This window comes from Pantoea septica (assembly GCF_002095575.1).
In the GTDB taxonomy this organism is placed as follows: Bacteria; Pseudomonadota; Gammaproteobacteria; order Enterobacterales; family Enterobacteriaceae; genus Pantoea; species Pantoea septica.
In genome coordinates this window covers 43,212-68,085 of record NZ_MLJJ01000006.1, presented here as the reverse complement: position 1 = coordinate 68,085, position 24,874 = coordinate 43,212, and the positions used below count along the sequence as shown (strand labels likewise).

The window sequence follows — 24,874 nt, the reverse complement described above, 5'->3', positions numbered from 1 at the left end:
CCAGGTGATCTGAAATGAAGAAATCGACGTTACTGGATCAAACCGAAGCGACAACGCTGCTCTCGCAGATGGTGCAGCGCCTGCCGCTTTCGGATACACACTTTCGTCGTATCAGCCAGCTGATCTATCAGCGCGCTGGCATTGTGCTGGCCGACCACAAGCGCGAGATGGTCTACAACCGTCTGGTGCGTCGTCTGCGCACGCTGAACATCGACGACTTCGGCCGCTATCTGGCGCTGCTGGAGAACGACGTCAACAGCGCAGAGTGGCAGGCTTTCATCAACGCGTTGACCACCAACCTGACGGCGTTTTTCCGCGAGGCGCACCACTTCCCCATTCTGGCGGAACACGCGCGCAAGCGCGCGGGCAGCTTTAACGTCTGGTGCGCCGCCGCCTCGACCGGCGAAGAGCCTTACTCGATCGCCATGACGCTGGCGGAAACGCTGGGCGCCGGTCCGGGCAAGTTCCAGGTGCACGCCAGCGATATCGATACTCAGGTGCTGGAGAAGGCGATTTCCGGCGTCTATCGGCAGGAAGAGCTGCGCACGCTGTCGCAGCAGCAAATGCAGCGCTTTTTCCTGCGCGGCACCGGCCCGCATAGCGGCATGGTGCGGGTGCGTCCGGAACTGGCGAACAGCGTTAACTTCGCCCAGCTTAACCTGCTGGCGAACGAGTGGGCGCTGCCGGGGCCTTTCGATGCGATCTTCTGCCGCAACGTAATGATCTATTTCGATAAAGAGACGCAGGAAAAGATTCTGCGCCGTTTTGTTCCCCTGCTGAAGCCGGGCGGACTGCTGTTTGCCGGTCATTCAGAGAACTTTAGTCAGATCAGCAAAGAGTTCTGGCTGCGTGGACAAACCGTCTATGGACTGACGAAGGAAAGATGATGAGCAAAATCACCGTAATGTGCGTGGACGACTCCGCGCTGATGCGCCAGTTGATGACCGAAATCATCAACAGTCATCCCGATATGGAGATGGTGGCGACAGCGCCCGATCCGCTGGTCGCCCGTGATTTAATCAAGCAGTACAACCCGCAGGTGCTGACGCTGGACGTAGAGATGCCGCGCATGGACGGCCTCGACTTTCTCGAGAAGCTGATGCGTCTGCGCCCGATGCCGGTGGTGATGGTGTCGTCGCTGACCGGCAAAGGCTCGGAGATCACCCTGCGCGCGCTGGAGCTCGGGGCGGTGGATTTCGTTACCAAGCCGCAGCTCGGCATCCGCGAAGGGATGCTGGCCTACAGCCAGATGATCGCCGACAAGATCCGTGCGGCGGCGCGCGCGCAGCTGCACGCCCGTCCGATGATGCCGGCGCCGATAACCTTAAAGGCCGGGCCGCTGCTGAGCAGCGAAAAGCTGATCGCCATCGGCTCTTCCACCGGCGGCACCGAAGCGATTCGCCACGTGCTGCAGCCGCTGCCGCCGACCAGTCCGGCGCTGATGATCACCCAGCATATGCCGCCGGGCTTTACCAAATCGTTTGCCGATCGCCTGAACAAGCTCTGCCAAATCACCGTGAAAGAGGCAGAGGACGGCGAGCGCATCCTGCCTGGGCACGCCTATATCGCCCCTGGCGCGATGCATATGGAGCTGGCGCGCAGCGGCGCCAACTATGTAGTGAAACTGAATGAAGGGCCGCCGGTGAACCGGCACAAACCTTCTGTGGACGTGCTGTTCAAATCGGTGGCCATCAACGCCGGACGTAACGCGGTGGGCGTCATCCTCACCGGCATGGGCAACGACGGCGCGGCGGGCATGCTGGAAATGCATCGCGCCGGCGCCTGGACCATCGCGCAGAGCGAAGCCTCCTGCGTGGTCTTTGGAATGCCGCGAGAAGCCATCGCCAGCGGCGGTGTAAGCGAAGTCGTGGATTTAGGCAACATCAGCCAGCATATGCTGGCAAAAATTAGCGCCGGACAGGCACTGCGTATTTAACAGGCCCGTCCTGCCGGGCGAGATAACACAGGAGTAATTATGGCTGATAAAAACATGCGCTTTTTGGTGGTGGACGACTTCAACACGATGCGTCGTATTGTGCGTAACCTGCTGAAAGAGCTTGGCTTCAATAACGTCGAAGAAGCGGAAGATGGCGTAGACGCCCTCGGCAAGCTTAAAGCGGGCGGTTTCGACTTCGTGATCTCCGACTGGAACATGCCGAACATGGATGGCCTGCAGCTGCTGCAGACCATTCGCGCCGACGCGGCGCTGGGCAAGCTGCCGGTGCTGATGGTGACCGCGGAAGCGAAGAAAGAGAACATTATTGCGGCCGCACAGGCTGGCGCCAGCGGCTACGTGGTGAAGCCTTTTACCGCCGCTACGCTGGAAGAGAAGTTAGGTAAGATCTTCGAAAAACTGGGCATGTAAGGAGATGTGATGAGCGACCTTCCGAAACCAACTGAGGATGCCTCGGCACACGACATCATTGCTCGCATCGGTTCTCTGACGCGCATGCTGCGCGACAGTCTGCGCGAGCTGGGGCTGGATAAAGCCATCGCCGATGCGGCTGAAGCCATTCCCGATGCCCGCGATCGTCTGGATTATGTGGTACAGATGACGGCGCAGGCCGCCGACCGTGCGCTGAACTGCGTCGAAGCGGCGCAACCGCATCAGGATAAAATGGAAGCCGGGGCAACCCAGCTGAAAGGGCGTTGGGACCAATGGTTTGAGAACCCGATTGAACTGGCCGATGCGCGGGAGTTGGTGACGGATACGCGCGAATTCCTCAGTGAAGTGCCAGATCATACCGCCTTTACCAACAAGCAGCTGCTTGAAATCATGATGGCGCAGGATTTCCAGGATCTGACCGGTCAGGTTATCAAGCGCATGATGGACGTGATCCAGGAGATTGAGCGCCAGCTGTTGATGGTGCTGCTGGAGAACATGCCGGAAGTCAGCGCCGAGAAGCGTCAGGAGGGCACCAGCCTGCTGAACGGTCCGCAGATCCACGCCGATGCACCGGGCGTGGTGGCGAACCAGGATCAGGTCGACGACCTGCTGGACAGCTTAGGGTTTTAACCCTGCGTGGCCAGCTTTCAGACTGGCCACGACTCGCCATAAGCGGGACCGCCTTCCAGGCGGTCCCGTTCCTCATTCCCAAACTCATCCGCCAAAGAACGCCTCTTTTCCCCGTCTTATTTGCGCTTTAACCAAAGCCAAATTTGGCATTCTATGCTCAGAATTCCTACCCACAGAGGTTTGTCGTGGCTGAAGAGAGCGACGAGGACAAAACAGAATCGCCCACACCCCACCGACTTGAAAAAGCGCGTGAAGAGGGGCAGATTCCGCGTTCGCGCGAGCTGACGTCGGTGCTGATGCTGCTGGCGGGACTCATGATCCTCTGGCTGGGCGGCACGCTGATGGCGCGCCAGCTGGCGGCGATGGTCGCCTCCGGGCTGCGCTTCGATCACAGCATGGTGAACGACAGCAAGCTGATTGTCGGCCATATCAGCAGCCTGATCGGCCAGGCGGTCATGGCGCTGCTGCCGCTAATGGGCGGGCTGGTGCTGGTGGCGATCGCCGCGCCGATGCTGCTTGGCGGCATCGTGATCAGCGGCAAATCGATCAAGATGGACTTCAAAAAGCTCAATCCGCTGCCCGGCTTCGCCCGTATGTTCGCCGCGCAGGCCTGGACCGAACTCTTTAAGGGCATCCTGAAGGCGATTCTGGTGGGCAGCGTCGGCGGCTGGTACATCTGGTCGCACTGGCCGGAGATGCTGCGGCTGATCAGCCAGTCCCCCACCAATGCGCTGATGCACGGGCTGGGGATGATCGCCGCCTGCTGCGCGCTGGTGATCCTCGGCCTTATCCCGATGGTGGGCTACGACGTGTTCTGGCAGCTCTACAGCTACTACAAAAAGCTGCGCATGTCGCGCCAGGAGATCCGCGACGAATTCAAACAGCAGGAGGGCGACCCGCACGTCAAAGGGCGCATTCGCCAGGCGATGCGCGCCGCCGCGCGCCGCCGCATGATGGCCGATGTGCCTAAAGCGGACGTGATCGTGACCAACCCGACGCACTACTCGGTGGCGCTGCAGTACAACGAGAACAAGATGAGCGCGCCGAAAGTGGTGGCGAAAGGCGCAGGCGAGGTGGCGTTGAAGATCCGGGAAATCGCCGCAGAGCATCGCATTCCGCTGCTGGAGGCGCCGCCGCTGGCGCGCGCCCTCTACCGGCACACTGAAATCGGCCAGCAGATCCCCGGCGCGCTTTACGCGGCGGTGGCGGAAGTGCTGGCCTGGGTCTGGCAGCTGCGTCGCTGGAAGCGCGAAGGCGGCCTGATCCCAAACAAACCGAAAAACCTGCCGGTCCCGGCAGAGATGGACTTTGCAGGAGAGAAGCGAAACGATGGCTAACCTGGCCGCAAAACTGCGTTTACCGAACAACCTGAAAGATACACAGTGGCAGGTGCTTGCCGGTCCCGTGTTGATCATGATGATCCTGTCGATGATGGTACTGCCGTTGCCCGCCTTCATCCTCGATCTGCTGTTCACCTTTAACATCGCGCTCTCGATTATGGTGCTGCTGGTGGCGATGTTCACCCAGCGTACGCTGGAGTTCGCCGCCTTCCCGACCATTCTGCTCTTCTCGACGCTGCTGCGCCTGGCGCTGAACGTCGCCTCGACGCGTATCATTTTGATGGAAGGGCATACCGGCGCGGGCGCGGCGGGACGGGTGGTCGAGGCGTTCGGCCACTTCCTCGTCGGCGGCAACTTCGCCATCGGCATCGTGGTGTTCGTTATCCTGGTGGTGATCAACTTCATGGTTATCACCAAAGGCGCAGGGCGTATCGCGGAAGTGGGCGCGCGCTTCGTGCTTGACGGCATGCCGGGCAAACAGATGGCGATCGACGCCGACCTGAACGCCGGCCTGATCGGCGAACAGGAGGCGAAAACGCGCCGTAGCGAAGTGACGCAGGAAGCGGACTTCTACGGCTCGATGGACGGCGCCAGTAAGTTCGTGCGCGGCGACGCCATCGCCGGCATTCTCATTATGGTGATTAACGTGATCGGCGGACTGCTGGTCGGCGTGGTGCAGCACGGCATGGACATTGGCCACGCCGCCGAGACCTATACGCTGCTGACCATCGGCGACGGCCTGGTGGCGCAGATCCCGGCGCTGGTGATCTCGACCGCGGCGGGCGTGATCGTCACCCGCGTCGGCACCGATCAGGATGTCGGCGAGCAGATGGTGGGGCAGCTGTTCAATAACCCGCGCGTCATGCTGCTCAGCGCCGGCGTGCTCGGCCTGCTTGGCATGGTGCCCGGCATGCCGAACTTCGTGTTTCTGCTGTTTACCGGCGCGCTGCTCGGTCTGGCCTGGTGGATGCGCGGCCGCGAGATGGAGGCGAAGAAGAACCCGGAAGCCGCCAGCAGCGCCGTGATGAAAGCGGCCGATACGCCCGCCAGTACCGAAGCCTCGTGGACCGACGTGCAGCTGGAGGACACGCTGGGCATGGAGGTCGGCTATCGCCTGATCCCGATGGTGGACAGCACGCAAAACGGCGAGCTGCTGGGCCGTATCCGCAGCATCCGTAAAAAGGTGGCGCAGGATGTCGGCTTTCTGCCGCCGGTGGTGCATATCCGCGACAACATGGAGCTGCCGCCTGCGCGCTACCGTATTCTGATGAAAGGGGTCGAGATCGGCAGCGGCGATGCCTATCCTGGGCGCTGGATGGCGATTAACCCAGGCACGGCGGCGGGCACGCTGCCGGGCGAGGCGACGATCGATCCGGCGTTCGGCCTGGCGGCCATCTGGATCGACAGCGCGCTGAAAGAGCAGGCGCAGATTCAGGGCTTTACCGTGGTGGAAGCGAGCACCGTGGTGGCGACGCATCTGAACCATCTGATTGGCCAGCACGCCAGCGAGCTGTTTGGTCGTCAGGAGGCGCAGCAGCTGCTCGATCGCGTTACTCAGGAGATGCCGAAGCTGACAGAAGATCTGGTGCCGGGCGTTATCACCCTGACAACGCTGCACAAGGTGCTGCAAAACCTGCTTACCGAGCGCGTCTCGATTCGCGATATGCGCACCATTATTGAAACGCTGGCGGAGCACGCGCCGGTGCAGAACGATCCGCAGGAGCTGACCAGCGTGGTGCGCGTGGCGCTGGGCCGCGCCATTACCCAGCAGTGGTTCCCAGGAAATGACGAAGTGCAGGTGATCGGCCTCGATACCACGCTGGAGCGTCTGCTGCTGCAGGCGCTGCAGGGCGGCGGCGGGCTGGAGCCGGGCCTGGCCGACCGACTGCTGGAGCAGGCGCAGGCCGCGCTCCAGCGTCAGGAGATGCTGGGCGCGCCGCCGGTGCTGCTGGTCAACCATCCGCTGCGCGCGCTGCTGGCGCGTTTCCTGCGCCGCAATTTGCCGCAGCTGGTGGTGCTCTCCAATATGGAGCTGACCGACAATCGCCATATCCGTATGACCGCGACCATCGGAGGCAAGTAATGCGTTATGGACTGTGGGGAGTGGCGCTGCTGTCGCTGACGGCGCTGCCGCTTTACGCCGCGTCGGGCGCGTGGCACGCCAGCGTTAGCGGCCCGCCGCTGAGCAACCGCGGCGCCTGGGTGAAGTCAAAGCCGCTGCATGCGCCGCCGGGCGTTTCCGGCACGGTGAATCTGATTAACTGGCGCTATCAGCTCACCGGGGCGGCGCCGTCGGGATTGCAGGTGAAGCTCTGCGGCGCGCAGCGCTGCGCTTCGCTGGAGGGCGGCAGCGGCGCGACGCGCGAGCTGGCCTCGCTGGATGCCAGCGAAACGCTCTATATGGTGTTCGGCGTGGCGGGCAGGGGAGCGCTACCGCCGGGTTTGCAGGTGCTGAGCAGCGAAGTGATGGTGAATTACCAGAATTAAAAAACCCCGCCGCGGCGGGGTTTTTTGTGGCTAAGGTGCAAACGCGGATAGCGTGATCCGATCGCAAAGTCGCTCAGGGCATCCCTGCGCGCTCGGCCCGCGCTATCCACTCGTCACGTCCGCTAGCCGTTTATTACATACGCTCGACGGTTTTGATGCCGAGGGTATCCAGCCCCTGCTTGAGCGTCTTCGCCGTCAGCGCGGCCAGCTGCAGGCGGCTCTGGCGCGTCGCCTCGTCCTCTGCGCTGAGGATCGGGCAGTGCTCATAGAAGCTGGAGAAGAGACCCGCCAGATCGTAGAGATAGGCGCACATCACGTGCGGCGTGCCGTCGCGCGCCACCTGGGTAATGGTCTCTTCGAACTGCAGCAGGCGCGTCGCCAGCTGCGCTTCGCGATCCTCAGTAATCGCCAGCGGCGCGTCGATGCTGTCGACGTCGACGCCCGCTTTACGGAACACGGAGAGCACGCGGGTGTAAGCGTACTGCATGTAGGGCGCCGTATTACCCTCGAACGCCAGCATATTGTCCCAGTCGAAAATGTAATCGGTGGTGCGGCTCTTCGACAGATCGGCATACTTCACCGCGCCGATGCCGACGACTTCCGCCAGCTGCTGCAGCTCCGCTTCGCTCATCTCCGGGTTCTTCTCCCGCACCAGCGCCAGCGCGCGATCGTGCGCCTCTTCCAGCAGATCGGCGAGCTTGATGGTGCCGCCGCTGCGGGTTTTGAATGGACGGCCGTCTTTGCCCAGCATCATGCCGAAAGCGTGATGCTCCAGCGGAACGGATTCCGGCACATAGCCCGCTTTGCGCACGATAGTCCACGCCTGCTGCAGATGCTGATGCTGGCGCGAATCGATGTAGTAGAGCACGCGATCGGCCTTCAGCGTCTCATAACGATATTTGGCGCAGGCGATATCGGTGGTGGTGTAGAGGTAGCCGCCATCTTTCTTCTGAATGATGACCCCCATCGGTTCGCCTTCTTTATTTTTGAACTCGTCGAGGAAGACGACGGTCGCGCCTTCGCTGGTCACCGCCAGCCCTTTGGCGCGCAAATCTTCGACGATGCCCGGCAGCATATCGTTATAGAGGCTTTCGCCCATCACATCTTTGCGCGTCAGGGTCACGTTGAGGCGGTCATAAATCAGCTGATTCTGGCCCATGGTGATATCGACCAGCTTCTTCCACATGGCACGGCAATATTCGTCGCCGCCCTGCAGCTTGACCACATAGGCGCGCGCGCGCTCGGCGAAGGCTTCGTCTTCGTCGTAGGTGCGTTTCGCTTCGCGGTAGAACGCTTCGAGGTCGGCGAGCGCGATCGCTTCATGATGCTCGTTCTGTTGCTTTTCAAGATAGGCGATCAGCATGCCGAACTGCGTGCCCCAGTCGCCCACATGGTTGGCGCGGATCACGTTATGACCCAGAAACGACAGGGTACGCACTGCGGCATCGCCGATAATGGTGGAGCGGACGTGGCCGACATGCATCTCTTTCGCCACGTTCGGCGCGGAGTAGTCGACGACGATGGTTTGCGGCTCAACGGCGGCGACGCCCAGACGCGGCTGCGTCAGCGCCTGCTTCGCCTGCGCGGCCAGCCAGTCACGATCGAGAAAGATATTGATGAAGCCTGGCCCGGCGATCTCCACTTTGCTGGCGATACCTTTCAGGTCAAGATGCGTAATCACGCTTTCAGCCAGCTGTCGCGGCGCCTGACCCAGTTTTTTCGCGACGGCCATAATGCCGTTCGCCTGATAATCCCCAAACTGAACCTTGGCGGACTGGCGAACCTGGGGTTCGCAGTCGGCCGGCGCACCGGCTAAAATCATCGCCTGACTGACTTTTTCGGAAAGAAGAGCCTGAATATTCACCGCATTACCTTCATGTGCTAAAAGGCTCGTCTGCCGCGCAGAGAGCCGTTGTCCTCACTCTGCCGACGCGCCCTCAGGCCGCGCAGAATGGAAAAAAGAAGAGGGGAAGTATACGTGAAATGTCACGTTGCGTCAGCAGCCGCCGCGCAAGAGAGCGTGCAGGGAAACGGCGTCAGGCCGGTTTCCCGAAATAGAGCGATCAGCGACGGCGAAGAGGGCGACGAGGATTTTTGACGCTTTTGTCTTCACGCACCTTCCAGTGGCGGGAAATTGCAAATCCCATCAGTGCGATCAGGACTGCGACAACAATGAGCATGAACATAGAGCCATTCCTTGTAGTTGTGTTAGGTCAAATTTATAAGAAAGGCGGTTTGGCTGCAATTGTTTGGCCGCCAAATAAGAGTTATCTTATTGTATAAATGAATGCCATATTTTTCATGATTTTAACTAACTTTCATCCAGCAACTGCTGGACCTGAAGAGGGGATAAATCCGAATTAAAAGGGTAATTTACGTGGTTTTGCGGCAAAATTGCGGCCAAATCGGATGATTCCTAACATTTTATCGCGCCTCAAGCAGTGCTGGCGGGGCTTTCCATCTATTAAAAAGCTTAAACTAACTGAGATGTTTTATGACTTCTGACCCGATATTTCCCTCTGAATTAGAGGACTTAGAGAGCGATCTGACGCGCTTCAGCGCGTCGTTGCAACAATTCGCCGATCGCCTCGGATTAAACTTAGCGGCGCTTGAGGCGGACCATATCGCGGTGCGCTGTCATCAGAACAGCACGGCAGAGCGCTGGAAGCGGGGACTGACGGAAATCGGCACGCTGTTCTCCGAAGCGATCATCAACGGGCGTCCCATCTGTCTGTTTAAGCTGCATCAGCCTCTGCGGCTCAACGGCTGGGAGCTGGACGTTATCGAACTTCCCTGGCCAGGAGAAAAGCGCTACCGCCATGAGGGTTTCGAGCATGTGGAAATCGTGCTGCGCGGCGATCATCAGACGCTGGGCGTGCGCGCCATGGCGCTGCTCAGCGACGACGCGCTGGCGCAGCCGGGCATTTCATTCAAAACCAGCTCGCCGCAGGGCGCAAACGAGCGGCTGCCCAATCCGACGCTGGCAGTGACCGACGGGCAGACCACGATAAAATTTCATCCGTGGCGACTGGAGGAGATCGTCGCCAGCGAGGCGGGCTAAGCGCGCTAAGCGCGTGCGGCGACGGCGGCGCGCAGCCGGTCGAGCGCCTCTTCCAGCGTGGCGTGGGTGCAGCCGAAATTAAAGCGCACGAAGCGATCGTCGCCGAAATCGCGTCCGGGCGAAAAGCCTAATCCACGATTTTCAAAATAGCGTGCCGGGCTGGCGACATCCAGCCCGCTGCAGTCTATCCAGCCCAGGTAAGTCGCTTCCGGACTGGCCATCGACAGGCCCGGCAGCGCGTTAACGGCGGCGTGCAGACGATCGCGGCCGGCGCGCAGATAGGCGAGCAGCCCTTCCAGCCACGCGTCGCCGCCGCGCCAGGCCGCTTCGGCGGCGACCAGCGCCAGAATATCGACCTCAGGCACGATACCGTAGCGCGCCTGCTTAAAGCGCGCCCGCAGCTCCGCGTTGGGGATAATCGCCAGCGACGCGCCGAGTCCGGCGATGTTGAAAGTTTTGGACGGCGAAATCAGGGTGACGCTGCGCTGGGCGGCATCTTCGCTCAGGCTGGCAAAGGGAATATGCCGAACGCCAGGCTCGAGCAGCAGATCGCAGTGGATCTCATCGGAACAGACGATCAAATCGTGCTGGCGGGCAAAGGCCAGCTGCGCTTCCAGCTCGTCGCGGCGATAGACGGTGCCGCCAGGATTTTGCGGGTTGCAGAGCATCAACAGCTTCTCTTTGCCGCTAAGCAGAGCCGCGGCCTCGTTCAGGTCGACTACCCAGCGTCCCGACTGGAGCCTCAACGGCAGGGTAATCTGCTCGCGCGCCGCCAGCTTCGCCGCGCCGCGGAAAGGGGGATAGATGGGTAAAGGAGAGACTGAGCGCTCGTCGGGCGCGGTGAGCGCGCGCACCGCCAGATTGAGTCCGCTCACCACGCCGGGCAGCACGACGATCCACTCTGGCTCTACTTTCCACTGGTAGCGCTGTTCGAAGCGCGCGATGGCGGCGTCAATCAATCCTGTCGGGCGGTCGCCGTAACCAAAAACGCCATGCTCGGCGCGGGTTTTTATCGCGTCGATCACGCAATCGGGCGAGCGAAAATCGGTGTCCGCGACCCACAAAGGAAGGACGTCGCGGTCACTATATTTGTTCCATTTGAGGCTATCGGTGTGACGACGGTCTATCCGTTGGTCAAAATTGAATGCCATGCGCTGGTTTCCACGTAAACTCATTGGGTAGTCAGACTAACTTATCGCACTGTGTCGAGCCAGACGTCATGTAAAGGAGGAATAGATGACCACACTGGAAATTTGCTGCTACGGCGTGGATTGCGCTATGACGGCGCAGCAGGCCGGCGCCGACCGCGTTGAGCTGTGCGCCGGACCGCGTGAAGGCGGCCTGACCCCGTCGTCCGGCTCGCTGGAAGCAGCACGCCGTGAAATATCGATTCCGGTTCATCCTATCGTCCGGCCGCGGGGCGGCGACTTCTGCTACACCGCGCGCGAATTCGAGATTATGAAGTCCGATGTGGCGAAAATTCGCGAAATGGGTTTTCCCGGCCTGGTAATCGGCATGCTGGATGAGGAGGCGCATATCGACCGCTCGCGTATGCGGCAGATTATGGCGCTGTGCGACGGCATGCAGGTGACCTTTCATCGCGCCTTCGATCTTTGCCACAGTCCCAACCGCGCGCTGGACGAGTTAACCGCGCTGGGCGTGGCGCGTATCCTGACATCCGGCCAGCAGCAGAGTGCGGAAAACGGAATTGCATTATTAAGGGAACTTAATGAACAGAGCGAAGGTCCAATCATTATGGCTGGTGCTGGCGTACGCCTGAGCAACCTGCAAAAGTTCCTGGACAGCGGACTTAGCGAGGTTCACAGCTCCGCCAGCCGCCTCGTGACCTCACCGATGCGTTATCGTAAAGCCGGTGTCTCCATGTGTTCCGAAGCCGAAATGGATGAGTTCAGCCGTTACTGCGTGGATAGCGATGTGGTGGAAGCCATGAAAAGCGTGATGCAGCTTAATACCGTCAGGGTAGCCTGAATCACCACAGATTTTGCCGCGCAGCACGCCTTATGACGTGATGTTTGCAAGTACCAAACCCCAGTTATCTTGCTGGGGTTCTTTTTATCCGCAGGATTTTACCCGGCCGCGCCAGATGCCGCCAATAGGGTTACACTCAGGTTATTGAGATCTCTGGGGGTTACACCATGAAACGCTCTCTGACTGCGGCGCTTGCGCTGGGTTCGCTGTTCGCCTCTCCCGCGCTGTGGGCCGCCGCCTGCGCTCCGCACAGTAAAGCCGTGGCCAGCAGCAACAGCTGGATTATGCTGGGCGGCAGCGCAAAAGGCGCAGTGCGACAGGTGATTGCCGGCGAGTTCGGCAAAGATGTCGATTCGCAAAAGCGCGTGCTTGGGCAGTTCGATCCCTGCGGCATCCTGCAGGTGGCTGACGTCACCTTCGATAAAAAAGAGCACAACGTCGTGCTGAGCATGGAGCAGCATATTGCGCGCGTGCAGGGCGGCTGGGTAGCGGAGTATGCTTACCTGGTGAAGGTGCTGAAAGAGGGCAAAGAGCAGGTGGTCGATAATCGTCAGGGCACCATTAGCTGGCTCACCGGCCAGCACGGCAATATCGTCACCGCTTCCGATAAATTCACCAGCATGGGCAAAAGCGGCTTTACCGACACCACCTACCGTTACGACGCGCAGCTGCGGCTGACGAAAAGCGTCTCGCGCGGCACCGATGCCCTGACCAACGGCGAAAGCAGCTGGCGCTGGAATCCGCAAGGGCAGGTGGTCAGCGCCATCACGGCGCGCAGCAAAGATCTCTATACCTACGATAAAGATTTTCGCGAATGGCAGCTGCACGGCACCGCGACCACGCCGGTCAGTTCGCTGCGTTCGGTCGACGAGTGCCAGCTCTGGGACGAGGTCGGCAACTGCACGTTAAGCTATCTGCACGAAACCGAAGTATTCGATAAAGGCACTATTGAGCGCCATCTCAGCGCCGCCTATAAATATCAGTACTGGGATCGGCCTGCAGAGACGGAGTAGCGCGCAGAAATAGCGCGTCCGCGTTAAAAGTTTGTTAAAGTGAGCGGCGCCATTTTAGGGAGAGAGTTATGACCGTCACGCTGCTGTTTTCGTTTTTATTCGCTATTACTATTTTGACGCTGACGCCCGGTTTTGATACCGCGCTGGTGCTGCGCACCGCCGCCGCGCAGGGCTGGCGACGCGGCAGCGCGACGGCGCTGGGCATCAATCTCGGGTGTCTGGTATGGGGCGTCGCGGTGGGATTTGGTCTGGGCGCGCTGCTGATGGCGTCGGAAATGGCCTATAACCTGTTGAAGTGGGTCGGCGCGGCCTATTTGCTCTATCTTGGCGTCAGGCTACTGCTCAGCCCGCGCACGCAGCCACTGCATGAATCGGCTGCGGAAATCGCGCCGCAAAGCTATCTGAGCTGTTTTAACCGCGGCCTGTTCGGCAACCTGCTCAATCCCAAAATGGGCGTGTTTTACGTCACTTTTCTGCCGCAGTTTATTCCGGCGGGGGCGTCGGTGCCGCTCTGGTGTAGCCTGCTGGCGCTGATACATATTGCGATTGGGCTGTTCTGGAACGCCGTCCTGATTGGCGGCAGCCACTATTTCGCCGCGCACCTGCGCCGTCCGGCGGTGCTCAAGGTGATGGACCGCCTGACGGGCATGGTGTTTATCGGCTTCGCGGCGAAGCTGGCGCTCTCGCGCCGCTAGGCGTCAGGGTTTGGTGGCCACCAGCACCGCGCGCAGCGGTGCCGGGTAGCCTTCCACCGTTTTGCTGGCGTCTTGCGGGTCGAGAAACTCGGCCAGCGATTCGCTGGTCATCCAGCTGGTGCGGCGCTGCTCGTCGGTAGAGGTCACCGCATAGTCGACAATTTTCACGTCGACGAAGCCGCACTTCTCCAGCCAGCTTTTCAGCGCCGCGGCCGAAGGGATAAAATAGACGTTGCGCATCTGCGCGTAGCGCTCGCCCGGCACCAGCACATCCCGTTCATCTCCCTCGATGACCAGCGTTTCCAGCACCAGTTCGCCGCCGCTCACCAGCTGGTTTTTCAGCTGCAGCAGATGATCGAGCGGCGAACGGCGATGGTAAAGCACGCCCATAGAGAAAACGGTGTCGAACGCCTGTAGCGTCGGCAGCTGTTCGATGCCGAGCGGCAGCAGATGGGCGCGTCGGTCATCACCCAGCAGCTTGCGCACCGCTTCGAACTGGCAGAGAAAGAGCTGCATGGGATCGATGCCGACCACCAGCTGCGCGCCGGCGCCGACCATGCGCCACATGTGATAGCCGCTGCCGCAGCCCACGTCCAGCACGGTTCGACCGGCCAGCGAGGAGATATGCGGCGCGACGCGCTGCCACTTCCAGTCGGAACGCCATTCGGTATCGATATCGGTGCCGTAGAGCGAGTAGGGGCCTTTACGCCAGGGCATCAGATTGCGCAGTAGTTTCTCGATGCCCTGACGCTGACGCTCGCTGAGATCGTCGCGCTCTGCGCTGACGCTGTGCAGCAGGTCGAGCTGCTGCGGCTGCAGCAGCGGCAGATGCTCAACCGACTTTTCCCAGTTGCGAAACAGGCCATGCAGATTCTCTTTCTGCCAGGCGGCGATCTGCGCCGGCAGCACCTCCAGCCAGCTGGCGAGCGGACCGGTGGCGATTTGCTGATAAAAACGGCCAAACTCAATCATTTCAACGCCACCAGCGAACCAAAGTTAAAGCACTGGAACCAGAGTTCCGCGTGAGAAAAGCCCGCCTGTTTCAGGCGCGCCTTGTGCGTCTCAACGCTGTCGGTCAGCATCACATTCTCCAGCATGCTGCGTTTCTGGCTGATCTCCAGCTCGCTGTAGCCGTTAGCGCGTTTGAAGTCGTGGTGCATATTGAACAGCAGTTCGCCGACCTCGGCGTCCTCGAAGCTGAACTTTTCCGACAGCACCAGCGCGCCGCCGGGCTTCAGCCCTCGCCAGATCTTCTCCAGCAGCTGCAGCCGCGCAGGGGGATCGAGAAACTGCAGCGTGAAGTTCAGCACCACCATCGAGGCGTTTTCAATGGCGATATCGCGTATATCGGCTTCAATGACGTTCACCGGGGTCTCGGCGCGGAAGGCGTCGATATGGCGGCGGCAGCGTTCGACCATTGCCGGTGAATTATCCACGGCAATAATCGCGCAGCCGGGCGCCTTGATATTGCGGCGAACCGAGAGCGTGGCGGCGCCAAGGGAGCAGCCCAGATCGTAAACCTGGCTGTCGGGCGTGACGAAGCGCTCGGCCAGCATGCCGATCATGGAGATGATATTTGAGTAGCCGGGCACGGAGCGCTGAATCATATCGGGGAAGACTTCAGCCACGCGCTCGTCAAAGGTCCAGTCGCCCAGCTTGTCGATGGGCGCGGAAAATAGCGTATCGCGGTCAGACATAATAAATCCGGAAAGACAACGGAAAGGGCGCTATTCTGGCAGAAAGTGCGGCGGGCTGCACCCTTTACCCCCGCGGCCGCTCAATGCAGCGTCAGCACCAGCTCCCAGGGCAGATAGATAAGGTTGAATACCGCCATGCCGCACAGGGAGAACAGCGTCAGCACCATGCCGTATTTGCGCCCGGCGAGCGCGCTGCGCCGCATCCCCTGCGCATGCAGCACCCGGCCGGCGAAAAAAAGCAGGGCGGTCAGATGCATCATCCACATATCGGCGCCGTTCATCTCCATCATCACCAGCAGCAACAGCGCTAGCGGAATGGTTTCGAACGCGTTGCCGTGAATGCGTATCGCCACGCGCAGATCGTGAAAACCGCCGTCGCCGAAGGCGACGCGGTAGTGGCGGCGGTAGCGCACCACGTCCAGCGCGAACTTCATCACCATCAACACGCCCAGTACCACATATAACGCGCTTACCATGCTTATCCTCTTTCATCAGACCTCAGAACAGCGACGCCTGCTGCGGCCAGGCGGGGCCGCTGCCGATACCGGCGTCGATCGCCTGCAGCTGCGGCCATAAACGCTGCACCAGCGGAAACACCTCGCCCATATCGGGCGTATGAATAAAAAACAGCGGGTCGCTCTCCGTCTGCCATTGTGCCAGTTTTTCGCGCCAGACCTGAAAAAATCGATCGCTCTCGTCTACGTCGTCGCTGCCGATAAAGCGCACCATGGGCCGCTCGCCGGTGCGCACGGCGTGAGGCGGCACGCGCGGCTTTTGCTGGCGCGCGTGCAGGGCGGCGGGACTTTGCGAGGTCGAGGCGTGCGTCGGACGGCTGTCTAAAATCACCCGGTTGACGCCGCGCGCCTGCAGGCCCTGGTTCAGGGCGCGCTCCGCCTCGCCCTTGGCGAAAAAGGCGGCGTGGCGCACTTCGACGCCATAGCTGAAGCGGCGCGGCAGCCCGTCGAGAAAGCGCCACAGATCGGCGAGCTGCGCAGGCGCAAAAGTCGCGGGCAGCTGCAGCCAGTACTGTCCGATACGGTCGGCCAGCGGATCGAGCAGCCGCAGAAAATCGCTCAGCAGATCGTCGGTGTGCTGCAGCTGCGCCTGATGACTGATGGTCTGCGGAAACTTGAAGCAAAAGCGAAAGTCGTCATGTGTCATATCGCGCCAGCGCTGAACGGTGTCGGGCGCGGGTAGCGCATAAAGCGTGGTGTTGCCCTCAACGCAGTGGAACAGACGCGCATAATCAGCCAGACTTTCAATGCCCCAGCGTTTCCAGTGCGAATGCTGCCACTGCGGCAGCCCAATACGAAGCGTCACGGCCTCTCCTTTCCTGCTGGTTTTGCCCTATAGACTAGCCTGGTTGTCCTGGGGAGGAAAAACCGGCGATGAAATGCGCGGTTTGGCGCGGCTCTACTTATCCTGCCTGCCTTTTTCCATTATAATGGCCGCCTTTTTTGCGGCAGCATCTCAAAAGGTTACGCGGCCTGATGCTGCAGGCAGCAGCGGCGAAGTTAAAAGGATACGTTATGCGTACAGAATATTGCGGACAGCTCAATCTGTCTCATGTAGGTCAGCAAGTCACTCTTTGCGGCTGGGTCAACCGCCGTCGCGATCTGGGGAGCCTGATTTTTATCGACATGCGCGACCGCGAAGGCATCGTGCAGGTCTTCTTCGATCCCGATCGTCAGGAGGCTTTCCAGCTGGCGTCTGAGCTGCGCAACGAATTCTGCATCCAGATTACCGGCACCGTTCGCGCGCGCGACGAGAAGAACAAAAACGCCGAGATGGCCACGGGCGAAGTCGAAGTGTTCGCGCAGGCGCTGACCATTATCAACCGCGCCGAGCCGCTGCCGCTCGACTCCAACCAGGTCAACAGCGAGGAAGCGCGTCTGAAGTACCGCTATCTCGACCTGCGCCGTCCTGAAATGGCGCAGCGCCTGAAGACCCGCGCGAAAATCTCCAGCTTCGTGCGCCGCTTTATGGACGGCGAAGGCTTCCTCGATATCGAAACGCCGATGCTGACCAAGGCGACGCCGGAAGGCGCGCGCGACTATCTGGTGCCGAGCCGCGTGCACAAAGGCAAGTTCTATGCGCTGCCGCAGTCGCCCCAGCTGTTCAAACAGCTGCTGATGATGTCCGGCTTCGATCGCTACTATCAGATCGTGAAGTGTTTCCGCGATGAAGATCTGCGCGCCGACCGCCAGCCGGAGTTTACCCAGATCGATATCGAAACGTCGTTCCTGACCGCGCCGCAGGTGCGCGAGATTAACGAGCGTATGATTCGCCAGCTGTGGCAGGAAGTGAAGGGCGTCGATCTCGGCGAGTTCCCGCAGATGACCTTTGCCGAAGCGATGCGCCGCTATGGCTCCGACAAGCCCGACCTGCGTAACCCGATGGAACTGGTGGACGTCGCCGATCTGCTGAAAAACGTCGAGTTCCAGGTGTTCGCCGGTCCGGCCAACGACGCCAAAGGCCGCGTCGCCGCGCTGCGCGTGCCGGGCGGCGCACAGTTGAGCCGCAAGCAGATTGACGAATACGGCAAGTTCGTCGAGATTTATGGCGCGAAAGGTCTGGCGTGGATGAAAGTCAACGCGCGCGCCGACGGCTTCAGCGGCGTACAGAGCCCGGTAGCGAAATTCCTTAACGAAGAGATTGTCGAAGCGATTCTCAGCCGTACTAACGCTGCCGACGGCGACCTGATCTTCTTCGGCGCCGATCGCGCCAAAGTGGTGGCGGACGCGCTGGGCGCGCTGCGCCTGAAAGTGGGCCGCGATCTGCAGATCACTAACGAAAGCGCCTGGGCGCCGCTGTGGGTGATCGACTTCCCGATGTTTGAAGAGGACGACGAAGGCGGTCTGGCGGCGATGCACCATCCGTTTACCGCGCCGAAAGAGATGTCGGCGGAAGAGCTGGCGGCCGATCCGCTGAGCGCGGTGGCGAACGCCTACGATATGGTGATCAACGGCTATGAAGTGGGCGGCGGCTCCGTGCGTATTCACAGCGGTAAAATGCAGCAGGCGGTATTCACTATTCTGGGCATTGACGAGCACGAGCAGCGTGAGAAATTCGGCTTCCTGCTCGACGCGCTGAAATATGGTACGCCGCCGCACGCGGGCCTGGCCTTCGGTCTGGATCGTCTCACCATGCTGCTGACCGGCACCGAGAATATCCGCGACGTTATCGCCTTCCCGAAAACCACCGCGGCGGCCTGTCTGATGACCGAAGCGCCAAGCGAAGCCAACCCGGCGGCGCTGGCGGATCTCGGCATTCAGATCGCGCCCAAGAAAGAAAAGTCAGAGAATAAATAATGTATAAACATCCGGTATCGGTGCTGGTAGTGATTTTTGCGCAGGATACCGGCCGGGTGTTGATGCTGCAGCGATGCGACGACAGCGATTTCTGGCAGTCGGTCACCGGCAGCCTGGAAGCGGGCGAAACCCCGCTTCAGGCGGCGCGGCGCGAAGTGCTGGAAGAACTGGCCATCGACGTCGCGGGCGAGAAGCTGGCGCTGGAGGACTGCGGCAAAGAGATCGAATTCGAAATCTTTCCGCACTATCGCCATCGCTACGCGCCCGGCGTGACGCACAACCGAGAACACTGGTTCCGGCTGGCGCTGCCCGCCGAGCGGCAGCCGACGCTCAGCGAGCATCTCGCCGCGCGCTGGCTCGATCCCGCCGCCGCCGCAGCGTTGACTAAGTCCTGGAGCAATCGCCAGGCGATTGAAGAATTTATTTAGCTGCTCGCCGTCGTTTTGGTGGCAGTCTGAATTGAAGAAAATGGGTGCGGCTCCCACAGAACCGCACCGCAAAACTTAAAGCGTCGGGCGTTATCGGCGCAGCGAGGTCGACTGCCGCCAGCGCGCAGCAACCGGAGCGTACGCTTGTACGTGAGGATTGCGAGCACTGCCGGAAGGCGAGATCGCCAGCAAGATAGCCCGTGCGATGTCAAAGATCGGAGAATATGCAAGATGGCTGGTCATAGTAAATGGGCGAATACCAAGCACCGCAAGGCGGCGCAGGACGCCAAGCGCGGTAAAATCTTCACCAAAATTATTCGTGAACTGGTCACCGCCGCGAAGCTGGGCGGCGGCGACGCCGCGTCCAACCCGCGTCTGCGCGCCGCAATGGACAAAGCGCTGTCCAACAACATGACGCGCGACACCATGAACCGCGCTATCGCGCGCGGCGTGGGCGGCGAAGATGATTCCAATATGGAAACCATCATCTATGAAGGCTACGGCCCTGGCGGCTCTGCCGTGATGGTGGAGTGCCTGAGCGACAACCGCAACCGCACCGTAGGCGAAGTGCGCCACGCCTTCACCAAAACCGGCGGCAACCTCGGCACCGACGGCTCCGTTTCTTACCTGTTCAGCAAGAAGGGCGTGATCTCCTTCGCGCCGGGCCAGGATGAAGACAGCGTGATGGAAGCGGCTCTGGAAGCGGGCGCGGAAGATGTGGTGAGCTACGACGACGGCGCGATCGACGTCTTTACCGCATGGGAAGAGCTGGGCGCAGTGCGCGACGCGCTGGAAGCCACCGGCCTGAAAGCGGACACCGCCGAAGTCTCGATGATCCCGTCGACCAAAGCGGAACTTGATGCTGAAACGGCGCCGAAGCTGCTGCGCCTGATCGACATGCTGGAAGATTGCGACGATGTGCAGGAAGTCTACCATAACGGCGAGATCTCCGATGAGGTCGCGGAAACGCTGTAATGGCGTTCCTCTATAGCTCGCACACCGGAGCGTCGGCATGGCGATAATTCTGGGCATCGATCCCGGCTCGCGCATTACCGGCTACGGTGTGATCCGTCAAACCGGCCGCCAGCTCAGCTATCTGGGCAGCGGCTGCATCCGCACCAATACCACCGAGCTGCCGGCGCGGCTGAAGCTGATCTATGCGGGCGTGACTGAAATCATTACCCAGTTTTCGCCGGACTACTTCGCCATCGAACAGGTCTTTATGGCGAAGAACGCTGATTCGGCGCTTAAGCTAGGGCAGGCGCGCGGCGCGGCGATCGTCGCAGCCGTCAACCTTGACCTGCCGGTCTTTGAGTACGCTGCCCGTCAGGTGAAGCAGACCGTCACCGGCACCGGCGGCGCGGAGAAGAGTCAGGTGCAGCATATGGTGCGCACGCTGCTTAAGCTGCCCGCCAACCCGCAGGCGGACGCCGCCGACGCGCTGGCGATCGCCATTACGCACTGCCACGTCAGTCAGAACGCGACGCGCATCAGCGACAGCAAACTGCTGCTGACGCGCGGACGTTTGCGTTCAGGCTAGCGGTCCGGGCAGCGCTCCGTATCAGGCTGGATATTCATCCAGCCTTTTTTATGTTATAAATCCCGCCACATTCGTTTATTAAGGAAGCGTTCAGGTGATAGGTCGTTTACGGGGCAATATTCTGGAAAAGCAGCCGCCGCTGGTGCTGATTGAAGCGCACGGCGTGGGTTATGAAGTGCATATGCCAATGACCTGTTTTTATGAGCTGCCTGAACTGAACCACGAAGCGGTGATCTTTACCCACTTCGTGGTGCGCGAAGATGCGCAGCTGCTGTTCGGCTTCAACAACAAACAAGAGCGCGCGCTGTTCCGCGAGCTGATTAAAACCAACGGCGTCGGACCTAAGCTGGCGCTGGCGATCCTTTCCGGCATGTCGGCGCAGCAGTTCGTGACGGCGGTGGAGAAAGAGGAGATCGCCGCGCTGATTAAACTGCCGGGCGTCGGCAAGAAAACGGCCGAGCGTCTGGTGGTGGAGATGAAAGATCGCTTCAAAGGCTTGCATGGCGACCTCTTCTCCGGCGAATCCGCCTTTACGCTCACTGCGCCGCACGCCGAGCCGGAAAGCAACGACGCCGAGGCCGAAGCGGTTGCGGCGCTGGTATCGCTGGGTTATAAACCGCAGGAAGCCAGCCGTATGATAAGCAAGGTTGGCAAGCCTGACGCAGACTGCGAAACCCTGATCCGAGAAGCTCTGCGCGCCGCCATTTGAGGTAAGTCATGATCGAAGCTGACCGTCTGGTCTCCTCCGCCAGCTATAACGAAGAAGAGAATCTCGACCGCGCTATCCGCCCTAAGCTGCTCTCGGAGTATGTGGGCCAGCCGCAGGTGCGCGAGCAGATGGAAATTTTCATCAAGGCGGCGAAACTGCGCGGCGATGCGCTGGACCACCTGCTGATTTTCGGCCCGCCGGGGCTGGGGAAAACCACGCTGGCCAATATCGTCGCCAATGAGATGGGCGTCAATCTGCGCACCACCTCCGGCCCGGTGCTGGAGAAGGCGGGCGATCTGGCGGCGATGCTGACCAATCTCGAACCGCACGACGTGCTGTTTATCGATGAGATCCACCGTCTCTCGCCGGTGGTGGAAGAGGTGCTCTATCCGGCGATGGAAGATTATCAGCTGGATATTATGATCGGCGAAGGCCCGGCCGCGCGCTCCATCAAGCTCGACCTGCCGCCGTTTACGCTGATCGGCGCCACCACGCGCGCCGGCTCGCTGACTTCGCCGCTGCGCGACCGCTTCGGCATCGTGCAGCGCCTGGAGTTCTATAACGTGGCGGATCTGCAGCACATCGTCAGCCGAAGCGCCGCCTGCCTGGGGCTGTCGCTGAGCGAAGAGGGCGCGCGGGAAGTCGCGCAGCGCGCGCGCGGCACGCCGCGTATCGCTAACCGCCTGCTGCGCCGCGTGCGCGACTTCGCAGAGGTGCGCGCCAACGGCGAAATGAGCGGCAACGTCGCGGCCAGCGCGCTGGATATGCTTAACGTCGACAGCGAAGGCTTTGACTATATGGATCGCAAGCTGCTGCTGGCGATTATCGACAAGTTCACCGGCGGGCCGGTAGGGCTGGATAACCTCGCGGCGGCAATCGGCGAAGAGCGGGAAACCATTGAAGATGTGATTGAGCCCTTCCTGATCCAGCAGGGCTTTATTCAGCGCACGCCGCGCGGCCGTATGGCCACGCAGCACGCTTATCGTCACTTCGGCATGGCGCGCGACGAGTAATCAGACGGCGGGCTTGCGCGCCATGCTGAGAATAAACAGCAGCGCGGCGCACAGCACCACCGACGGGCCGGCCGGGGTATCGTAGAAAGCGGAGAAGGTCAGGCCGCCAGAGACGGCGATAATGCCCACGACCACCGCCAGGCTCGCCATCTGCTCCGGCGAACGGGAAAAGCGGCGCGCCGTCGCGGCGGGGATGATCAGCAGCGAGGTGATAATCAGCGCGCCGACGAATTTCATCGCCACGCCAATGGTCAGCGCCGTCACCAGCATCAGGATCAGGCGGGTGCGCTGAATATTCACGCCGTCCACCTGCGCCAGCTCCGGGCTGATGGTCATCGACAGCAGCGCGCGCCACTGCCACGCCATCACCGCCAGCACCACCGCCACGCCCGCGCCCATCACCCATAAATCCTCTGGCGTCACCGCCAGCAGGTCGCCGAACAGATAGGCCATCAGATCGACGCGCACGCCCGACATCAGGCTGACCACCACCAGACCGAGCGACAGCGCGCTGTGCGCCATAATGCCCAGCAGGGTATCGATCGCCAGATGCGGGCGGCGTTCGAGAAACACCAGCCCCAGCGCCAGGCAGACGGTGACCAGAATAACGGCGTAGTAAGGATTGACGTTCAGCAGCAGGCCGAAGGCGACGCCCAGCAGCGAGGCGTGCGCCAGCGTATCGCCGAAGTAGGACATTTTGCGCCAGACCACGAACGAACCCAGCGGACCGGCCGCCAGCGCCAGCATCACGCCGCCCAACCAGCCCGGTAGTAACAACTCAATCATGATGGACCCTGTCCTCTGCGTAATACGATACGTCCCTGAAGGTCGTGACGATGATTATGGTTATGGCGGTAGATCGCCAGCTGCTGCGCGCCGCGCGGGCCGAACATGGCGATAAATTCCGGATGCTGCGACACTGCTTCCGGCGTGCCGGAGCAGCAGATATGGTGATTAAGGCAAAGCACCTCATCGGTTTTCGCCATCACCAGATGCAGGTCGTGCGAAACCATCAGCACGCCGCAGTTAAGCTCGTGGCGCAGCTGGTCGATCAGATCGTAGAGCGCCACCTGGCCGTTCACGTCGACGCCCTGCGTCGGTTCGTCCAGCACCAGCAGCTGCGGCTGATTGAGCAGCGCGCGCGCCAGCAGCACGCGCTGCGTTTCGCCGCCCGAAAGCTTCTGCAGCGGCGCGTTGAGCAGATGACCGGCCTGCACGCGCTTCAGCGCCGGCAGCACATCGGCGTGCTTCGCGCCGCGCGTCAGCAGCATAAAACGCTCGACGGTGACCGGCAGCGTCGGGTCGATATGCAGTTTTTGCGGCACGTAACCGATGCGCAAGCCCGGAGCGCGTTGTATCTGACCGGAGGCCGGCGCCAGCAGCCCCAGCACGACGCGCACCAGCGTGGATTTGCCCGCGCCGTTGGGGCCGAGCAGCGTAAGTATGCGTCCAGGCATCAGCTTCAGGCTAATGCCTGAGAGCACGGGACGTCGTGCAAATTGCACGGAGATATTTTCAAGCGTGACGAGTGAGGTCATGTTATTTACAGGTTGCACAGAATTTCGAATGTTATAATATCACATCCCATCCCCAGGTCACGATGGAATGATGCATTATGTTACACATTAAAAAGAGTACTATTTTCACCCTTTCTGCGCTGGCATTCTCCGCCTCGCTGACGCTTCCCGCGCAGGCGAATGTCGTCGCCTCGGTGAAGCCGCTCGGTTTTATCGCTGCCGCCATCGCCGACGGCGTGACGCCGGTGGATGTACTGCTGCCCGATGGGGCGTCGGAGCATGATTACGCGCTGCGTCCGTCTGACGTAAAACGTATAAAAAACGCAGACTTAGTGGTTTGGGTCGGCCCCGAGATGGAAGCCTTCATGACGAAGCCAGCGGCTGAATTGCCGGCCGCTAAAAATCTTCAGATTGCCGATATGCAGGCGGTTAAACCCCTGCTGCTGAAGGGCGGAGACGACGACGATCGCCATAGCGAAGAGGCTGCTCAACAGGGCGATAGCGGAGATGACGAAGCGGAACATCATCACCATCATGGCGAATTTAATATGCATCTGTGGTTGTCGCCGCAAATCTCCAGGCTAGCGGCGGTTGCAATCCACGGAAAATTATTGGAACTTATGCCCGAAAGCAAAGCCAAACTTGACGCTAATCTCCAGCAATTCGAAAGCGAACTGGCGGTTACCGACAAGGACATTAGCGCGCAGCTCGCCCCGGTCAGCAACAAAGGGTATTTCGTTTTTCATGACGCTTACACCTATTTTGAAAAACACTACGGCCTCTCGCCCAGCGGGCATTTTACCGTAAACCCTGAAATTCAGCCGGGCGCACAGCGTCTACATCAAATACGAACACAGTTGGTTGAGCAGAAGGCCGTTTGCGTCTTTGCTGAGCCACAATTCAGGCCAGCCGTCATCGATGCGGTTGCCCGCGGAACCAACGTGCGTAAAGGCACACTGGATCCGCTGGGGACGAATATCAGCCTTAGTCAGGACAGCTACGTGAAGTTCCTTTCACAGCTGTCAGGCCAGTATGCGAGCTGCCTGAATGGAGCATGA

At 60.6% G+C, this 24,874-nt stretch carries 27 protein-coding genes; 18 read left to right on the top strand and 9 right to left on the bottom strand.

Annotated features, from left to right (window positions below; translation table 11 throughout):
• The first annotated feature begins 14 nt into the window (after positions 1-14).
• From cheR to flhE, 7 genes are all read left to right on the top strand, one after another.
• Positions 15-887 (top strand): protein-glutamate O-methyltransferase CheR, encoded by an 873-nt coding sequence (gene cheR / locus HA46_RS04700; protein ID WP_084882343.1) that lies wholly within the window; start codon positions 15-17, stop codon positions 885-887.
• Positions 887-1,936: a protein-glutamate methylesterase/protein-glutamine glutaminase gene (locus HA46_RS04695; protein ID WP_033791315.1), complete on the top strand. Its 1,050-nt coding sequence runs from the start codon at positions 887-889 to the stop codon at positions 1,934-1,936. The genes cheR and HA46_RS04695 overlap by 1 nt, the downstream gene beginning before the upstream one ends.
• 39 nt (positions 1,937-1,975) lie before the next feature.
• Positions 1,976-2,365 carry a chemotaxis response regulator CheY gene (cheY, locus tag HA46_RS04690; RefSeq protein ID WP_033749727.1) on the top strand — a complete coding sequence of 130 codons (390 nt, stop codon included), beginning with the start codon at positions 1,976-1,978 and terminating at the stop codon, positions 2,363-2,365.
• 9 nt (positions 2,366-2,374) lie between these two features.
• Positions 2,375-3,016, top strand: a complete 642-nt coding sequence (gene cheZ, locus HA46_RS04685; protein WP_033791314.1) for a protein phosphatase CheZ — start codon at positions 2,375-2,377, stop codon at positions 3,014-3,016.
• 185 nt (positions 3,017-3,201) lie between these two features.
• On the top strand, positions 3,202-4,353 hold the full coding sequence (gene flhB / locus HA46_RS04680; RefSeq protein ID WP_084882340.1) for a flagellar biosynthesis protein FlhB: 1,152 nt from the start codon (positions 3,202-3,204) through the stop codon (positions 4,351-4,353).
• Positions 4,346-6,439: a flagellar biosynthesis protein FlhA gene (gene flhA, locus HA46_RS04675; protein ID WP_084882338.1), complete on the top strand. Its 2,094-nt coding sequence runs from the start codon at positions 4,346-4,348 to the stop codon at positions 6,437-6,439. The genes flhB and flhA overlap by 8 nt, the downstream gene beginning before the upstream one ends.
• Positions 6,439-6,843, top strand: a complete 405-nt coding sequence (flhE, locus tag HA46_RS04670; protein WP_033791308.1) for a flagellar protein FlhE — start codon at positions 6,439-6,441, stop codon at positions 6,841-6,843. The genes flhA and flhE overlap by 1 nt, the downstream gene beginning before the upstream one ends.
• A 133-nt stretch (positions 6,844-6,976) precedes the next feature.
• On the opposite strand, the gene argS is transcribed toward flhE, so the two are convergent.
• Together argS and HA46_RS21420 are read right to left on the bottom strand one after the other, a co-directional pair.
• The gene (gene argS / locus HA46_RS04665) at positions 6,977-8,707 is read right to left on the bottom strand and encodes an arginine--tRNA ligase (RefSeq protein WP_033791307.1); all 1,731 of its coding nucleotides are present in this window, start codon (positions 8,705-8,707) and stop codon (positions 6,977-6,979) included.
• Positions 8,708-8,906: 199 nt separating this feature from the next.
• Positions 8,907-9,029 (bottom strand): hypothetical protein, encoded by a 123-nt coding sequence (locus HA46_RS21420; protein ID WP_255351572.1) that lies wholly within the window; start codon positions 9,027-9,029, stop codon positions 8,907-8,909.
• 308 nt (positions 9,030-9,337) lie between these two features.
• Here HA46_RS21420 and HA46_RS04660 point away from each other — a divergent pair, with 308 nt between their 5' ends.
• The gene (locus tag HA46_RS04660; RefSeq protein WP_084882336.1) at positions 9,338-9,904 is read left to right on the top strand and encodes a VOC family protein; all 567 of its coding nucleotides are present in this window, start codon (positions 9,338-9,340) and stop codon (positions 9,902-9,904) included.
• Positions 9,905-9,909: 5 nt separating this feature from the next.
• On the opposite strand, the gene HA46_RS04655 is transcribed toward HA46_RS04660, so the two are convergent.
• Positions 9,910-11,055 (bottom strand): MalY/PatB family protein, encoded by a 1,146-nt coding sequence (locus tag HA46_RS04655; protein ID WP_084882333.1) that lies wholly within the window; start codon positions 11,053-11,055, stop codon positions 9,910-9,912.
• A gap of 85 nt (positions 11,056-11,140) precedes the next feature.
• On the opposite strand from HA46_RS04655, the gene cutC reads away from it, so the two are divergent.
• The 3 genes from cutC to HA46_RS04640 all read left to right on the top strand — a co-directional run bounded on the left by cutC (position 11,141) and on the right by HA46_RS04640 (position 13,601).
• Complete coding sequence (gene cutC / locus HA46_RS04650; RefSeq protein ID WP_033749711.1) at positions 11,141-11,893, top strand: copper homeostasis protein CutC; 753 nt, start codon at positions 11,141-11,143, stop codon at positions 11,891-11,893.
• 167 nt (positions 11,894-12,060) lie between these two features.
• The gene (locus tag HA46_RS04645) at positions 12,061-12,906 is read left to right on the top strand and encodes an aliphatic sulfonate ABC transporter substrate-binding protein (RefSeq protein ID WP_033791303.1); all 846 of its coding nucleotides are present in this window, start codon (positions 12,061-12,063) and stop codon (positions 12,904-12,906) included.
• Positions 12,907-12,974: 68 nt separating this feature from the next.
• Positions 12,975-13,601 carry a LysE family translocator gene (locus tag HA46_RS04640; protein ID WP_084882330.1) on the top strand — a complete coding sequence of 209 codons (627 nt, stop codon included), beginning with the start codon at positions 12,975-12,977 and terminating at the stop codon, positions 13,599-13,601.
• A gap of 3 nt (positions 13,602-13,604) precedes the next feature.
• On the opposite strand, the gene cmoB is transcribed toward HA46_RS04640, so the two are convergent.
• From cmoB to HA46_RS04620, 4 genes are all read right to left on the bottom strand, one after another.
• Entirely contained in the window at positions 13,605-14,573 is a 969-nt protein-coding gene (gene cmoB, locus HA46_RS04635; protein WP_084882328.1) for a tRNA 5-methoxyuridine(34)/uridine 5-oxyacetic acid(34) synthase CmoB, read from the bottom strand.
• A complete protein-coding gene (gene cmoA / locus HA46_RS04630) occupies positions 14,570-15,298 on the bottom strand; it encodes a carboxy-S-adenosyl-L-methionine synthase CmoA (protein WP_084882326.1) in 729 nt (242 codons plus the stop codon). Before cmoA ends, cmoB begins: the two co-directional genes overlap by 4 nt.
• Before the next feature lie 80 nt (positions 15,299-15,378).
• A complete protein-coding gene (locus HA46_RS04625) occupies positions 15,379-15,774 on the bottom strand; it encodes an MAPEG family protein (protein ID WP_084882323.1) in 396 nt (131 codons plus the stop codon).
• A gap of 22 nt (positions 15,775-15,796) precedes the next feature.
• Positions 15,797-16,618 carry a DUF72 domain-containing protein gene (locus HA46_RS04620; protein WP_033791295.1) on the bottom strand — a complete coding sequence of 274 codons (822 nt, stop codon included), beginning with the start codon at positions 16,616-16,618 and terminating at the stop codon, positions 15,797-15,799.
• A gap of 209 nt (positions 16,619-16,827) precedes the next feature.
• Here HA46_RS04620 and aspS point away from each other — a divergent pair, with 209 nt between their 5' ends.
• The 6 genes from aspS to ruvB all read left to right on the top strand — a co-directional run bounded on the left by aspS (position 16,828) and on the right by ruvB (position 22,299).
• Complete coding sequence (gene aspS / locus HA46_RS04615; protein WP_084882321.1) at positions 16,828-18,609, top strand: aspartate--tRNA ligase; 1,782 nt, start codon at positions 16,828-16,830, stop codon at positions 18,607-18,609.
• A complete protein-coding gene (gene nudB / locus HA46_RS04610; protein WP_084882318.1) occupies positions 18,606-19,037 on the top strand; it encodes a dihydroneopterin triphosphate diphosphatase in 432 nt (143 codons plus the stop codon). Before aspS ends, nudB begins: the two co-directional genes overlap by 4 nt.
• A gap of 231 nt (positions 19,038-19,268) precedes the next feature.
• Positions 19,269-20,012: a YebC/PmpR family DNA-binding transcriptional regulator gene (locus HA46_RS04605; RefSeq protein WP_033746507.1), complete on the top strand. Its 744-nt coding sequence runs from the start codon at positions 19,269-19,271 to the stop codon at positions 20,010-20,012.
• Positions 20,013-20,049: 37 nt separating this feature from the next.
• Positions 20,050-20,577 carry a crossover junction endodeoxyribonuclease RuvC gene (gene ruvC, locus HA46_RS04600; protein WP_033746508.1) on the top strand — a complete coding sequence of 176 codons (528 nt, stop codon included), beginning with the start codon at positions 20,050-20,052 and terminating at the stop codon, positions 20,575-20,577.
• Between the two features lie 94 nt (positions 20,578-20,671).
• Complete coding sequence (gene ruvA / locus HA46_RS04595) at positions 20,672-21,286, top strand: Holliday junction branch migration protein RuvA (RefSeq protein WP_033746510.1); 615 nt, start codon at positions 20,672-20,674, stop codon at positions 21,284-21,286.
• Between the two features lie 8 nt (positions 21,287-21,294).
• Positions 21,295-22,299, top strand: coding sequence for a Holliday junction branch migration DNA helicase RuvB (gene ruvB, locus HA46_RS04590; protein WP_033791290.1), 1,005 nt, complete (start codon positions 21,295-21,297; stop codon positions 22,297-22,299).
• Here ruvB and znuB read toward each other — a convergent pair whose 3' ends face one another.
• A complete protein-coding gene (gene znuB / locus HA46_RS04585) occupies positions 22,300-23,085 on the bottom strand; it encodes a zinc ABC transporter permease subunit ZnuB (RefSeq protein ID WP_033746516.1) in 786 nt (261 codons plus the stop codon). It lies immediately after the preceding gene.
• A complete protein-coding gene (gene znuC, locus HA46_RS04580; protein ID WP_033791287.1) occupies positions 23,082-23,837 on the bottom strand; it encodes a zinc ABC transporter ATP-binding protein ZnuC in 756 nt (251 codons plus the stop codon). Before znuC ends, znuB begins: the two co-directional genes overlap by 4 nt.
• A 77-nt stretch (positions 23,838-23,914) precedes the next feature.
• Here znuC and znuA point away from each other — a divergent pair, with 77 nt between their 5' ends.
• Entirely contained in the window at positions 23,915-24,874 is a 960-nt protein-coding gene (gene znuA / locus HA46_RS04575; protein WP_084882315.1) for a zinc ABC transporter substrate-binding protein ZnuA, read from the top strand.